The sequence below is a fragment of the Leisingera sp. S132 genome (assembly GCF_025144465.1).
Lineage (GTDB): Bacteria > Pseudomonadota > Alphaproteobacteria > Rhodobacterales > Rhodobacteraceae > Leisingera.
On record NZ_CP083553.1, the window covers coordinates 3,395,249 to 3,407,388 of the forward strand.

A 12,140-nucleotide genomic window follows, 5' to 3' on the forward strand; every position below is an offset into this window, starting at 1 on the left:
ATTAACTTCCAGTTTTCGACAAAATGAACAGTCCAGTTTGATCGACCTGTCCAGCATGGTTTCCGAAGGCAGCGCGGAGCCGCTGTATCAGCAGATCGTTGTGGCGCTGCGCCGCCGGATCAGCGACGGCAGCCTGGAACTGGGCACCCGGCTGCCATCATCGCGGGCGCTGGCGCAGGATCTGGGAGTGGCGCGCTCCACCGTGGTGACTGCCTATGACCAGCTGGTGGCGGAAGGGTTTGCGGAACCGCGGCAGGGCGCCGGGATCTTTGTTTGCGACGTGGCGCCGATCCGCCCTCCTGAGGTTCCCGCGACGCCGGTTGCAGCGGTTCCGCCGCCCGCGCCAAGCCTGCTGCTGCCCGGCGCGCCGGATCCTGGGGTTTTTCCGGCCCGGCCCTGGGCGCGCTGTGTTTCACGTGTGGCAAGGATGGACCCGCTGAGCCTGAGCCACCAGGAGGACAGCTTTGGCGACCCGGAGCTGCGCCGGGAAATCGCGGCCTATGCCGCACGCTGGCGCGGCATCGCCTGCAGCGCGGAGCAGGTGCTGGTGACCAGCGGCGCGCGGGAAGCGCTGGAACTGGCGATGGAGTTTCTGGTGGAGGGGGAGGATATCGCGCTGGAGGCCCCCGGCTTCACCCCGACCCGGCGGTTTGCGCAGGCCCGCGGCTGGCCGGTCCACTGGCTGCGGGCTGGTGCGCGCGGGGCCATAGTGCCGCAGCATATGGCCAAGGTCACGCTGCTGACGCCTTCGCATCAATTCCCGCTGGGCGGCACCCTGCCGGTGCCGCGGCGCCAAGCCTTTCTGCAGGCTGCCAAGGACCGGGGCGGCTGGATCATCGAGGACGATTTCGACAGCGAGTTCCGTTATGGCGGCCAGCCGGTGCCGGCTATGGCCGCTTTGGACCGCGAGGGGCGGTGCATCTACGTCGGCACCTTTTCCAAGACGTTTTCCCACGCGCTGCGTCTGGGCTATGCGATCCTGCCGCCGGGCCTGGTGCCGCGGTTCCGGGCGCAGTTCATCCACCCAAGCGCAGGCGCCGCCATCACCGCGCAGAGGCCGCTGGCGGAATTCATGGCGACGGGCCAGTACGACCGCCACATCCGCCGCGCCCGCAGGCTCTATGCAGAACGCTATGCCGCGGCGGCTGAGGCGCTGGCAGACTGGCCGGAGGCGCTGGGATATTTTCAGCGCCACAATGCCGGGATGCAGATCGCATTTCACCTGAAGGACAGGCAGAACGACACGGAGATTTGCCGCCGCGCCGCTGCGGCAGGGTTTGGCATCCGGCCGCTGTCGGCGCACGACCCGGACGGCGCGGCACAGGGACTGCTGATCGGTTTTTGCCAGTCGCAGGCTGAGGACCTGCCAAACCTGATCGCCGGGCTGCGCCGGATTGTGGAGAACACCAGCTAGGGCCAGCCAAAGAAAAAGCCTTCCCGGATGCCCGGGAAGGCCTGTCTCATTCAGCTTTGATCAGGCGGGGCCTGTGTCAGCCGTACTTCTTGATCTCACCCGACTTCAGGCGCGCCATATAGCTGTTCAGCTCTGCCTTGACGACCGGCATCAGGAAGTAGAGCGCGATGATGTTGACCACCGCCATGGCAAAGATTGCCGCGTCGGAGAAGTCGATCACCGGGCCGAGGTTTGCAGCTGCGCCGATCACAACGAAGATGCAGAAGATCACCTTGAACACCAGCTCGGTAGTCTGACCTTCGCCGAACAGGAAGGTCCAGGCCTTGAGACCGTAGTAGGACCAGCTGATCATGGTGGAGAAGGCGAACAGGATCACCGCCAGCGCCAGCACGTACTGGAACCAGCCGAAGGCCGAGGAGAAGGCTGCCGAAGTCAGCGCCACGCCCTTGTTGCCATCCACGGTCTGGATGGTGCTTGCGCCTTCATCCAGCAGGTACAGGCCAGTGTTCGGGTCCTGGATCAGCTGGCCGGTGATGATGATCACCAGCGCGGTCATGGTACAGATTACCACGGTGTCGATGAAGGGCTCGAGCAGCGACACGAAACCTTCGGTGATCGGTTCTTTGGTTCTCACTGCAGAGTGTGCAATCGCCGCAGAGCCAACGCCGGCTTCGTTCGAGAAGGCTGCCCGCTTGAAGCCTTGGATCAGCGCACCAACCATGCCGCCGGCAACACCCGCACCGGTGAAGGCACCGTTGAAAATCTCCCCGAAGGCCCAACCGATCTTGTCCGCGTTCATCGCCAGAATGACCAGCGCAGCCGCCACATACATAACACCCATGAACGGAACGACCTTTTCGGTGACGCGGGCAATGGACTTGAGGCCGCCGACAATCACGGCAAACACCACCGTGGCGAAGACAACACCGGTGATCCAGCCCGGGTAATCGCCCACGACGCCAGAGATCTGCGCGTGCGCCTGGTTCGCCTGGAACATGTTGCCGCCGCCAAAGGCGCCGAGGATACAGAACACCGAAAACAGCACCGCCAGGAACTTGCCCATTGGCAGGCCCCGTTCAGCAAAGCCCTTGGTCATGTAGTACATCGGGCCGCCGGAGACATGGCCGTCCTCAAACTCATTGCGGTACTTCACGCCCAGGGTGCATTCGGTGAACTTCGACGCCATACCCATCAGGCCGGCCAGGATCATCCAGAAGGTTGCACCGGGGCCGCCGATGCCGACTGCCACCGCGACGCCGGCGATATTGCCAAGGCCGACGGTGCCCGACAGCGCGGTTGCCAGCGCCTGGAAGTGGCTGACCTCACCCGCGTCGTTGGGGTCGGAGTAATCACCTTTGACCAGCGAAATCGAGTGCGGGAAGGCACGGAACTGGATCAGGCCGAAGTAGACTGTGAATACGGTGGCCGCGACGACCAGCCAGGCCACGATCCAGGGGAAGCTGGTGCCGGGGAACGGGCTGAAGATCAGGTTGACGAACCAGCCGGTGGAGCTGGCAAACAGCTCATTGACGCGTTCGTCGACGGATTGTGCCATCGCCGGGGCGGTTGCCGCCAGCAGCAGCGGCGCAGACAGGGCTGCCGCCTTGATTGATTTCCTCATGACTGTCCTCTGCTTTTTTCTTTAGGGAACGATGGTGACCGGAACCGGTGCCGCTTGGGCCAGGCTGCCCGCGACAGAGCCGAACAGCCGCGAAGACAACCCGGAATGGCCAGTGCGGCCAATGATCAGGTGGCTTGCACCATGTTTCTTGATCACATCAATCAGGGTTTCGGCGATATGGCCGTATTTCAGCTCGGTTGTAACGGTGACACCGTCATCTTCCAGACTTTTGCAGACGGGGGCCAGCAAGGCGCTTTCTGCTCTTTTCAGTTCTTCCTCACGGCGCTTGTGGCGCTGCTCGATCTCCTCCGGGGTGAGGAAAGAATAGGGCGACCATTCCAGCACATGCGCGATCACCAGCTCTGCCCCTTGCGCTTTGGCAAGGCTGACGGCAAAGGCAAGCGCCGATTTGGCGGCCTCGCTGTCGTCATATCCAAGGACAATTTTATTCGACACTTTTTCCTCCTATCGATGGCGCATTCCCCTAAGGGAGCGCCGGATCCGGGGTGTCAACGCCGGAAAAACCGCCAGCGCAAGACCCATTGCCGTTCCCGCCTCACAAAAAAGGCTCAGTGCGGACAAACTGCCGCATTGAAACTGCGGCAGGTCCTTACTTATATTATACCGCTTTTTCAATATTGTCTTGCACTTACCGCATACGGCGGCATGCAGCGCTGATAAATCGGTGCCGTGCCGCAACGGCAACTGGTGAAACCGCGCCGGGCAGAATCCCTCTTTCCATTCGCCTGCGCCTCTGTATAAATCCCTGCCATGACCATTTGCGCAGATATCACCCTTGCCGCCGCCGCGTCCCGCGGTGCCGCTCTGCGCGCCCTACTGATCCTAGCCCGCCTCTGAGCGTGCCCTTCCGGCGCGCCCGCTCAGAGGATTGCCGCACGCGCGCCATCGAAGGCTATGAATGCCCTGGAAGGGCCTAGGACAGAGACAAGAGATACCATCATGACAAATGCATCCCCGATTTCCGGCGACAAATCCCGTGTATTGATTTTCGACACCACCCTGCGCGACGGCGAGCAGAGCCCCGGCGCCACCATGACCCATGACGAGAAGCTGGAGATTGCCGAGCTTCTGGACGAGATGGGCGTGGACATCATCGAGGCCGGCTTCCCGATTGCCTCCGAAGGCGACTTTGCCGCCGTGTCCGAGATTGCCGAGCGCTCGAAAAACGCGATGATCTGCGGCCTGGCGCGCGCCAATTTCAAGGATATCGACCGCTGCGCCGAAGCGGTGCGCAAGGCCGCGCAGCCGCGTATCCACACCTTTATCGGCACTTCGCCGCTGCACCGCGCCATCCCGAACCTGACGATGGACGAGATGGCCGACAAGATCCACGAGACCGTGACCCACGCCCGCAACCTGGTCGATAACGTGCAGTGGTCGCCGATGGATGCGACCCGGACCGAGTGGGACTATCTCTGCCGGGTGATCGAGATCGCCATCAAGGCCGGTGCCACCACCATCAACATCCCCGACACCGTCGGATACACCGCGCCTGCAGAAAGCGCCGACCTGATCAAGCGCCTGATCGAGACCGTGCCGGGCGCAGATGATGTGATCTTTGCCACCCATTGCCACAACGACCTGGGCATGGCGACCGCCAACGCGCTGGCAGCCGTGGCAGGCGGTGCGCGCCAGATCGAATGCACCATCAACGGCCTTGGCGAGCGGGCGGGCAACACCGCGCTGGAAGAAGTGGTGATGGCGCTGAAAACCCGCAACGACATCATGCCCTGGTCGACCGGGATCGACACCACCAAGATCATGCATGTCTCGCGCCGGGTCTCGACCGTGTCCGGCTTCGTGGTGCAGCCGAACAAGGCGATTGTCGGCAAGAACGCCTTTGCCCATGAAAGCGGCATCCACCAGGACGGCATGCTGAAGAACCGCGAGAACTTCGAGATCATGCGGCCCGAGGACATCGGCCTCTCCGGCACTTCGCTGCCATTGGGCAAGCATTCCGGCCGCGCGGCGCTGCGCGACAAGCTGGAGCACCTCGGCTATGAGGTGGGCGATAACCAGCTGAAGGACGTCTTTGTCCGCTTCAAGGAGCTGGCCGACCGCAAGAAGGAAGTCTTCGACGACGACCTGATTGCGCTGATGCGCACCGGTGTGGATGCCGAGAACGACCACCTCAAAATCGTGTCTATGAAAGTGGTCTGCGGCACCGGCGGTCCAGCGGAATCCACCGTTGAGATGGAGATCGACGGCAAGGATGTCACCGAAACCGCCGAGGGCGACGGGCCGGTGGATGCAACCTTCAAGGCAATCCGCAAGATTTATCCGAACACTGCCCGGCTGCAGCTCTACCAGGTGCATGCAGTGACCGAGGGCACCGATGCGCAGGCGACGGTTTCGGTACGGCTGGAAGAGGATGGCAACATCGCCACCGGCGAAAGCGCCAACACCGATACGGTTGTGGCATCGGCCAAGGCCTATGTGAACGCGCTGAATCGCCTGATCGTGCGCCGCGGCCGGGTGGGCGAAGGCGCCGATACCAAGGAGATTTCCTACAAGGATCTGGCCTGAGAAGGTTTCATCGAAAGAAAAGGGCGCCCGCTGCGGCGCCCTTTTTATTACGGCCTATTCCAGCCCGGTTTTGCGCAGCCCTTCAGTGAAGTGCACCTTGTCCTCACTGCGGCCGTAGTGCAGCCCGGCCAGCAATCCTTCTGCCGTGGCCTCTGGCTGCATCATCCGGATTTTCTCAACGAAGTCCTGCGCCTCCTGCGTATTGCCCAGCCAGCTATGGCAGGCCGCCACCAAACCATTCTGCACCACATCCAAAGCAGGCAGGCGTTTGAAGTCGGTCAGCGCCTGCTCATAAAGCCGCGCGGTGAAATGCGCCTTTCCGAGGTGGCTCCAGAAGCGGACCGGGAAATGCGGGTTGAGGCGCATCGCCTTCTCGATCCAGTCCGCGCCCTCCTCCGGCCGTCCCTGCCAGGTCAGCAGCTCGCCCATCTGCACCACAACCAGATCGTAGTTCGGGTTCAGCGACAGGGCGCGTTCCTGGTGGTACTGCGCCTGGTCCAAGTTGTCCTGCAGGATGGACACCGCCGCCATCAGCCGGTGCACGTCCGCATCATTGTCGTCCATCGAGGCGGCTTTCTGGATCGACTCCAGCGCCAGCTGCAGCATCCCCTCCACATCATCGCACCAGCCATAGCCCCAGGCCTGGCCGCGGATGCAGCCGCGCCATGCGTGGGCATGGGCAAACTCCGGATCCAGCTCTACCGCGCGGTCGATAAGCTCCATCGCCTTGGCATTGTCCTCTGCCGTGCTGCGGTGATGCAGGACCTTGGCCGCCAGCACGCATTCATAGGCCGCGAGGCTGGCAGGTTTCTTGCGCGAGACCTCATCCTGCTGGGCGGCTTCGATCCGCCCCGGCAGGGTGGCGACAATCGCCGATGTCACCTCATCCTGAATATCGAATATGTCGTCGAGCGTGCGGTCGTATTTCTCCGCCCAGATATGGGAATCATTGCAGCTGTCGATCAGCTGCACTGTGATCCGCAGCCGGTTTCCGCCTTTTCGCACGCTGCCCTCGACGATGTAGCGGGCGCCCAGTTTCTCCGCCACTTCGCGGATGTTCACCGCCTGCCCCTTGTAGACAAAGGTCGAATTGCGGGAAATCACGAACAGCTCGTGGCGGCGGCTGAGTTCGGTCAGGATGTCCTCTGTCAGCCCGTCGGCAAAGAACTCCTGCTCCGGGTCGCCGCTCATATTGGCAAAGGGCAGCACCGCGATGGAGGGTTTGACAACGGCAGCAGGTTCGATGGCGCTGCCGTCCTGATCCGGCGCGGCGCCGGCGGCCTCCCCTTCCAGAAGCAGCCGGTAGACCTGCACCGGTTCCGCAATGTTCTTGAGCTGCTGCGGCCCCAGATCCTCAAACTGCAGCTCGCCCATGCGGCGGACCTGATCGTAAACGGCGGCAGAGATGCAGACGTCCCCGGTGCCGGCAAACTGCTCCAGCCTTGCCGCCACATTGACGCCGCTGCCGTAGATGTCGCCGTCGTCAAAGATGATATCGCCGAGGTTCACACCGATCCGGAACTGGATGCGTTTATCAGGCGTCACATCCGCGTTACGGCGGCGCATCCTGTCCTGCACCTCTGCGGCACAGGCCACCGCGTCGCAGACGCTGGGAAACTCCACCAGCATCCCATCGCCGGTAGTCTTGATAATGGAGCATCGGTTCTTGGAGATCGCAGGGTCGATCAATTCGATCCGGTGGGTGCGAAGGCGGGCCAGCGTGCCCTGCTCATCCACGTCCATCAGTCGGCTGTAACCAACCATATCCGCCGCCAGCACGGCGGCCAGCCTGCGTTCCATATGGCGCCCTCCCTGCTGAAAAGCGTAGCGGGAAACCGCTGAATTTCCAAACTGTTTGCAATACCTCAGCCGCGCAGGATGCGGGCCGCCAGCGCTGGTGAGAGGCGGTGGATCAGCCGCAGCAGCTTCATCTGCCCCACCCAGATTTCGCTATTGCCTGCAGCCACCCCGTTCAGCAAGGCGGCCGCGGCAGTGTTGGGGCTGATCTTGCCGCGGCCGCGGCCCGCGGTCATCTGCGTCGCCGCCAGCGCCATTACGCAGTCCGTGACTTGGACCCGCAGCCCTGCGTCCTCAGCCTGATAGCGCATGGCGCGGGTGAAATTGCGCAGGCCTGCCTTGGAGGCGCAGTAGACCGGCGCCTGCCGTTTCGGCGCCAGGGCAAGGCCGGAGGTCACATTGACCAGGAAGCTGCCTGGTGTGCGCGCCAGAACCGGAAGCAGCCCGGCGGCAAGATGCATGGGCGCTGTCAGGTTCACCACCAGCTCCTGCTCGATATCCTGCGCGTCCGCCGTGCCTTTGACAAAATCAGAGGCGATTTGAATGCCCGCGTTGTTGATCACCCCGTCCAGCCGCCGCCCCTGCAGCCCGGCAATCAGCGCAGTGCGCGCGCGGCGGTCTCCCAGGTCGCAGGCCAGCCGCTCAATGCCCTCTGGCAGATCATCCAGCGCTTTGCTGGTGCGGGCCAGCGCCAGAACCTCTGCGCCTTCTGCCGCCAGCTGCAATGCCAGCGCCCGTCCGATCCCGCAGGATGCACCGGTAACCAGAATGCGTCTGCCGTCAAACCGCATGGGCGGCCTCGTAGGTGCGGAAGCCGTTTTCAAAAGACGGGATGATCCCGGTGACCGTGAAGTAGCCCTCGGCGATCAGGGCGGTATCCCGCAGTTGCTCGATGGCAAAATAGTAGGCCTCCGGCGTCTCTGCTTCGATCATCGCCACATCGCTGACATCCGCATGAAACGCCTCGGCATCGAAATGGCGCAGCGACAGCCCGTTTCGGGTGAAGGGCTCCAGCCCGGCAGCGGCGATGCGTCCGCGTTCCGCGCGGCTGAGGCGCAGCCAGCCGGGGGAGGCCCGCAGCAGCAGGAAGATGGTCATTTTCATCGGGAAACCTCCGGGATGTTGTCTTTGCCGCCAAGAATGTGAAGAATTGCTCACATTCTCAACTCGCGTTCCCGGCAGGAAGCCACCCGCAATGCACAGCCCAAGAAAACAAGCCCGCCAGGCCCGCTCCCGCGCCACCCAGGAGGCGATCGTGGAGGCGGCGGCTCGCATTCTGGAAACTGCGGGGCGGGAGGGATTGACCACAAATGCGATTGCCGAACGGGCGGGCGTCAGCATCGGCTCGCTGTATCAGTATTTCCCCAACAAAGAGGCAGTGCTGGCCGCGGTTCTGCGCAGCAAGCGGGCTGAACTTCTGGGGTGGATGCGGGACGCCGCAGAGCGTTGCCGCGATGCGCCGCCGGAGGCGGCATTGCGGGCATTGCTGGAAGCCGGGATGCGGCATCAGTTCGAACGCCCCCGGCTGGCGATGGAGGCAGAGTATGCCGAACAGCACTTGCAGCTGGCACCGGAAACCGCAGCATTGGCGCAGGAGATGGCTCAGATCGTACTGGACACCATCCGCCGGTTTTCCCCCGCCGCCGGACCGCAGGAGGCCCGCGACGTGGTCGCCATTGCCAAGGGCATGATCAACTCTGCCGCTTTTGCCGGCGAAGCAGGCGGTGCCGCGCTGGTCCAACGGGTGGAACGCGCGATCCGGGGTTACTTGCGCGAAACCGCGTCAAACAGCGCCGAAATCCGCGCGGCTTCCTCTGCCGCGCCATAGGGCGCGTTGACCACGAACATGCCGCTGCCGACCATCCGGTGGCCTTCGCGCACCGGCGGAAAGGAAACCTCGTGGCGCAGCGCATCAGGCAACCCCTGCGCCTCCAGCGCCTTCAGCATCATCTTATGGCTGCCGTCCCGCAGGATCGGATACCACAGCGCGATGACGCCGACGTTCCACTTCTTGTGCAGCTGGCCGATGATGCCGGGGATGCGGGCATAGTCGGATTTGATCTCGTAACTGGGGTCGATCAGCAACAGGCCGCGGCGCGGGGTTGGCGGTGCCAGCGACATGGCGAGCTCAAACCCGTCCTGCTGGTGCACCTTGGCCTTCCAGGGCTTCAGCGCGGCGCGCAATTCAGCGTTTTCCTGCGGGTGCAGCTCGGCGAATTGCAGCGAATCGCCGGCGCGCAGCAGCGAGGCTGCGATCAGCGGCGATCCGGGATAGGCGGCCGCGCCGTGCGCCTTGCGGGTCTCCGACAGGGCGCGGTGCAGCGGATGATCCGCTGCCAGACCCTGCTCTGCCAGAACCTTGGTGATGCCCTGTTCTGCCTCGCCGGTCTTGACCGCTTCGGGCGCGTCCAGCTGATAGAGACCACGGCCCGCGTGGGTCTCGATATAGCTGACCGGTTTGTCCTTGCGGGTAAGATAGGCCAGCATCCAGGCAAGCAGCGCGTGCTTCTGGACGTCGGCCAGGTTTCCGGCGTGGTAGATGTGCTGGTAAGAGAGCATTTTCCTCCTGTAGCGGCAAATCTCAAGCGGAGGAAGGGGCAGCGTACGCCCGGTAAACGGAATCTCAACCTGGCTGCGGCAGGCTGCACCCCGACAAGACACCGCAGAATGCAGGTTCACATGCCCCTCAGAATGAGCGCCTTTGCCCTAGCCCTGACATTTCTGGCCTTGCTGCTGTGCACAGCAGCCGCCGTCAGCGCACAAGGCTATTCGCTGGTCGGCAACCAATTCTTCCTGCAAAAAGCCTCTGCTCCGATGCCAGGCCCGGCCCCATCCGAAGTTCCGGCCCCGCAGGCAATTGCAAGCCTGCTGCCCGACACCCTGCCGGGCGCCGATCAGGGCCGCGGGGCGGTATCGCTCAATCCCGGTGCGGCCAGCCTGTTCCGCGGCCGCAGCGGCGGCGGGCTGTTTGCCCCCATCCTCAAGGCACCGCCCAGCGTCAAACGCCTGCTGGACCTGATTGCCAGCGCCGAAGCCGGCAAGGCGCAATATGACGCGGTGCAATACGGGGCCACCCGCAAGCCGCCGAAGAAGCCGACGAGCATGACGATTGCCGAGATCAACGCATGGATTGACGCCACCCCGGGCCAGCCCCATGCCATCGGGCGCTATCAGTTCATCCCCGCTACGCTGCGGCGCCTGGTCAGGCATCAGGGCGTGAAACCGCAAGCCCGCTTCACGCCAGAGCTGCAGGACCAGCTGGCGCATCAGCTGGTGGAGGAAGCCGGCTACAGCGCCTTCCTGGCCAAGGACATGCCGCGCAAGACCTTCATGCTCAATCTGGCCAAGATCTGGGCCGGGCTTCCCGTCTCCAGCGGAAAATCCTATTACGAGGGCTATGCCGGCAACAGCGCCAGCCTGACCTGGGCGCATTTCACGGCGGAAATGCAGCGGATCTTTCCGGCCTGACCTCTCCCGGCCCAGCACCTGCAGCAGCCCGTCCGGGCATGTCTCCCGGCCGCCGCCGGAACAGCGCGTGAACACGGCAGACTGACGCCACAGGATACTGGGCGGAAAGGCGCTGTTTCACCATAATACGCCCTTTCGCGGCTCTGCCGGGCCGCTTATAAGGTTTGGGAAGGCGGCTTCCGCGGGGAGTCGCCCAAGGAATATTGGCAGCACTCACAGGATCCCTTCTATATGGCGCTTTTCGGAAACTTGGGCGGTCTGTTCTCCTCGGACATGGCCATCGACCTCGGCACAGCCAACACTCTGGTCTATGTCAAGGGCCGCGGCGTCATCCTGTCCGAGCCTTCCGTGGTTGCCTATCACGTCAAGGATGGCGTCAAGAAGGTGCTGGCCGTGGGCGAAGACGCCAAGCTGATGCTGGGCCGCACCCCCGGCTCGATCGAGGCGATCCGGCCTATGCGCGAAGGCGTGATTGCCGACTTTGACACTGCGGAAGAGATGATCAAGCACTTCATCCGCAAGGTGCACAAGCGCTCGACCTTCTCCAAGCCCAAGATCATCGTCTGCGTGCCGCATGGCGCCACTCCGGTTGAAAAACGTGCGATCCGCCAGTCGGTTCTGTCCGCAGGGGCCCGCCGCGCCGGCCTGATCGCAGAGCCGATTGCCGCCGCCATTGGCGCCGGCATGCCGATCACCGACCCGACCGGCAACATGGTTGTCGACATCGGCGGCGGCACCACAGAGGTGGCGGTTCTGTCGCTGGGCGACATCGTCTATGCGCGCTCTGTCCGCGTCGGCGGCGACCGGATGGACGAGGCGATCATCAGCTACCTGCGCCGCCAGCAGAACCTTCTGGTTGGCGAATCCACCGCCGAGCGCATCAAGACCTCCATCGGCACCGCCCGGATGCCCGACGACGGCCGCGGCCAGTCGATGCAGATCCGCGGCCGCGACCTGCTGAACGGCGTGCCGAAAGAGATTGAAATTTCCCAGGCCCAAGTGGCCGAGGCACTGGCCGAGCCGGTGCAGCAGATTTGCGAGGCGGTGATGACCGCGCTGGAAACCACCCCGCCGGATCTGGCCGCGGACATCGTTGACCGTGGCGTGATGCTGACTGGCGGCGGTGCTCTGCTGGGCGATCTGGACCTGGCCCTGCGCGAGCAGACCGGCCTGGCCGTCTCCATCGCGGACGAGAGCCTCAATTGCGTGGCGCTCGGCACCGGCAAGGCGCTGGAGTTTGAAAAGCAGCTGGCCCACGCCATCGACTACGACAGCTAACAGCCCCCCGCCCGC

The 12,140-nt window shown here is 63.6% G+C and carries 11 protein-coding genes; 5 read left to right on the top strand and 6 right to left on the bottom strand.

Annotation, left to right across the window (positions count from 1 at the left end; genetic code table 11):
• The first annotated feature begins 37 nt into the window (after positions 1 to 37).
• A complete protein-coding gene (locus K3725_RS16790; RefSeq protein ID WP_260016409.1) occupies positions 38 to 1,414 on the top strand; it encodes a PLP-dependent aminotransferase family protein in 1,377 nt (458 codons plus the stop codon).
• A gap of 76 nt (positions 1,415 to 1,490) precedes the next feature.
• On the opposite strand, the gene K3725_RS16795 is transcribed toward K3725_RS16790, so the two are convergent.
• Positions 1,491 to 3,035, bottom strand: a complete 1,545-nt coding sequence (locus K3725_RS16795; RefSeq protein WP_260016410.1) for a sodium:alanine symporter family protein — start codon at positions 3,033 to 3,035, stop codon at positions 1,491 to 1,493.
• A 21-nt stretch (positions 3,036 to 3,056) separates the two neighbouring features.
• Positions 3,057 to 3,491: a universal stress protein gene (locus K3725_RS16800; RefSeq protein ID WP_260016411.1), complete on the bottom strand. Its 435-nt coding sequence runs from the start codon at positions 3,489 to 3,491 to the stop codon at positions 3,057 to 3,059.
• A gap of 504 nt (positions 3,492 to 3,995) precedes the next feature.
• On the opposite strand from K3725_RS16800, the gene K3725_RS16805 reads away from it, so the two are divergent.
• Entirely contained in the window at positions 3,996 to 5,582 is a 1,587-nt protein-coding gene (locus K3725_RS16805) for a 2-isopropylmalate synthase (RefSeq protein ID WP_260016412.1), read from the top strand.
• A gap of 54 nt (positions 5,583 to 5,636) precedes the next feature.
• Here K3725_RS16805 and K3725_RS16810 read toward each other — a convergent pair whose 3' ends face one another.
• From K3725_RS16810 to K3725_RS16820, 3 genes are all read right to left on the bottom strand, one after another.
• Positions 5,637 to 7,382 (bottom strand): adenylate/guanylate cyclase domain-containing protein, encoded by a 1,746-nt coding sequence (locus K3725_RS16810; RefSeq protein WP_260016413.1) that lies wholly within the window; start codon positions 7,380 to 7,382, stop codon positions 5,637 to 5,639.
• Positions 7,383 to 7,447: 65 nt separating this feature from the next.
• Positions 7,448 to 8,170 carry an SDR family NAD(P)-dependent oxidoreductase gene (locus tag K3725_RS16815; RefSeq protein WP_260016414.1) on the bottom strand — a complete coding sequence of 241 codons (723 nt, stop codon included), beginning with the start codon at positions 8,168 to 8,170 and terminating at the stop codon, positions 7,448 to 7,450.
• The gene (locus tag K3725_RS16820) at positions 8,160 to 8,483 is read right to left on the bottom strand and encodes a darcynin family protein (RefSeq protein WP_260016415.1); all 324 of its coding nucleotides are present in this window, start codon (positions 8,481 to 8,483) and stop codon (positions 8,160 to 8,162) included. Before K3725_RS16820 ends, K3725_RS16815 begins: the two co-directional genes overlap by 11 nt.
• A 91-nt stretch (positions 8,484 to 8,574) precedes the next feature.
• Between K3725_RS16820 and K3725_RS16825 the strand changes: the two genes are divergently transcribed.
• Positions 8,575 to 9,207, top strand: coding sequence for a TetR/AcrR family transcriptional regulator (locus K3725_RS16825; protein WP_260016416.1), 633 nt, complete (start codon positions 8,575 to 8,577; stop codon positions 9,205 to 9,207).
• On the opposite strand, the gene K3725_RS16830 is transcribed toward K3725_RS16825, so the two are convergent.
• Entirely contained in the window at positions 9,144 to 9,938 is a 795-nt protein-coding gene (locus K3725_RS16830; RefSeq protein ID WP_260016417.1) for a 23S rRNA (adenine(2030)-N(6))-methyltransferase RlmJ, read from the bottom strand. The genes K3725_RS16825 and K3725_RS16830 overlap by 64 nt on opposite strands.
• A gap of 132 nt (positions 9,939 to 10,070) precedes the next feature.
• On the opposite strand from K3725_RS16830, the gene K3725_RS16835 reads away from it, so the two are divergent.
• Positions 10,071 to 10,847, top strand: a complete 777-nt coding sequence (locus tag K3725_RS16835) for a hypothetical protein (RefSeq protein ID WP_260016418.1) — start codon at positions 10,071 to 10,073, stop codon at positions 10,845 to 10,847.
• A 231-nt stretch (positions 10,848 to 11,078) separates the two neighbouring features.
• On the top strand, positions 11,079 to 12,125 hold the full coding sequence (locus K3725_RS16840; RefSeq protein ID WP_019297721.1) for a rod shape-determining protein: 1,047 nt from the start codon (positions 11,079 to 11,081) through the stop codon (positions 12,123 to 12,125).
• The last annotated feature ends 15 nt before the right edge of the window (positions 12,126 to 12,140 follow it).